The following is a 1645-nucleotide window of genomic DNA, read 5'->3' on the forward strand; positions in this document are numbered from 1 at the left end:
TGCGGTGGATCGCAAGGCGCCGGGACGCTTCGATAGCGGAGCTATCGGGGCGGTTCGGCAACGCCGCGAGGTGCCGTGCCAGGCGTCGCGGACCCGGCCATGATCCGCCGGACAGGCCAGAGGCAGCGAGCGGGGTTCAGGGACCGCCGGTCCCGGGGTCCGGGGAGACCGGCGCCCGGAAGGGTGCGGCGGATCGTGAAGCCTGCGGACCGCGCGGCCCCTGCGGGCTCAGCGCACCAGGCCCCAGCGGAATCCGAGCGCGACGGCATGCGCGCGGTCCGAGGCGCCGAGCTTCTTGAACAGCCGCCTGGCGTGCGTCTTCACCGTGTCCTCCGAGAGGAAGAGCTCCCGGCCGATCTCCGCGTTGGAGCGGCCGTGGCTCATGCCTTCGAGCACCTGGATCTCCCGCGCGGTGAGCGTGGGCGCCGCACCCATCTCCGCCGAGCGGAGCCGGCGCGGGGCCAGCCGCCACGTCGGGTCGGCGAGCGCCTGGGTGACGGTCGCGCGCAGTTCGGCGCGCGACGCGTCCTTGTGCAGATAGCCGCGGGCACCGGCGGCGACCGCGAGCGCGACCCCGTCCAGGTCCTCGGCGACCGTGAGCATGATGATCCGGGCGCCGGGGTCGGCGGAGAGCAGTCTGCGCACCGTCTCGACGCCGCCAAGACCTGGCATGCGTACGTCCATCAGAATCAGGTCCGAGCGATCGGCGCCCCAGCGGCGGAGGACTTCCTCGCCGTTGGCCGCGGTCGTCACGCGCTCGACGCCGGGCACGGTCGCGACCGCGCGGCGGAGCGCCTCTCGGGCAAGCGGGGAGTCGTCGCAGACGAGGACGGATGTCATGACCGTCCTCCGCAGCTGATGCGCGTCACCTTGGGCCTCCAGGCTGGTTACATTTCGTCACCTGTGCGATTGACGGCTTTCGGACATGTGCCCGATCGCTCGTTCTCTCAACCGCCTCGCACATTCAACGACGGTCACTCGAAAGAGTTACGGGTCCGACGATCGACTTCAACACTCTTTGTAAGCGGGCGCACACAGAGATGTACGGGGCGGATCACCCGTTTCCCCCGTTAGGGGTATGCCCCATTTAGTGGCTTTTCTTCCCTTTTGCTGGTGTCTGTGGCTAGATTCGCAATGAGTCATATTTACATCTACTTACACTGCAGATGTACGGTCATGAGTGATCCAACGCCGTCCAGGTTTCAAGGGGACTTAAGCAATGGCAGATTTCTCCCGCCTTCCCGGACCGAACGCCGATCTGTGGGACTGGCAACTCCTCGCGGCCTGTCGTGGCGTCGACAGTTCACTCTTCTTCCATCCGGAGGGGGAGCGCGGCGCGGCGAGAAGCGCGCGTGAGAACTCGGCGAAAGAGGTGTGCATGCGGTGCCCGGTCCGCGCGGAGTGCGCGGCACACGCACTGGCGGTGCGGGAGCCGTACGGCGTGTGGGGCGGACTGACCGAGGACGAGCGCGAGGAGCTGATGGGCCGCGCCCGCACCCGGCTGATCACGGCGTCCACCGCCGCCTCGCACGCGGGCGGCGCGCACCAGGGGCCACCGCCGTCGCACGACCCGGGGCCCGGGGGGCACGGCGGTCTTAGCGGCCACGGCTTCGGCGACCACCTCGACGACTGAGGCAGCCCCCAA

1 protein-coding gene and 1 pseudogene are annotated in these 1645 nt (G+C 69.1%); one reads left to right on the forward strand and one right to left on the reverse strand.

Annotated features, from left to right (window positions below; all coding sequences use genetic code 11):
* Positions 1 to 228: 228 nt before the first annotated feature.
* Entirely contained in the window at positions 229 to 840 is a 612-nt protein-coding gene (locus HY68_RS06605) for a response regulator transcription factor (protein WP_003948568.1), read from the reverse strand.
* Positions 841 to 1219: 379 nt separating this feature from the next.
* On the opposite strand from HY68_RS06605, the pseudogene HY68_RS06610 reads away from it, so the two are divergent.
* A pseudogene (locus HY68_RS06610) lies at positions 1220 to 1540 on the forward strand (WhiB family transcriptional regulator); the annotation flags it as partial.
* Positions 1541 to 1645 lie beyond the last annotated feature (105 nt).

Source organism: Streptomyces sp. AcH 505 (assembly GCF_000818175.1).
Lineage (GTDB): Bacteria > Actinomycetota > Actinomycetes > Streptomycetales > Streptomycetaceae > Streptomyces.

Coding starts and splice junctions, on each gene's coding strand:
- HY68_RS06605 (WP_003948568.1), bottom strand. CDS start 840: ATGACATCCGTCCTCGTCTGCGACGACTCCCCGCTTGCCCGAGAGGCG.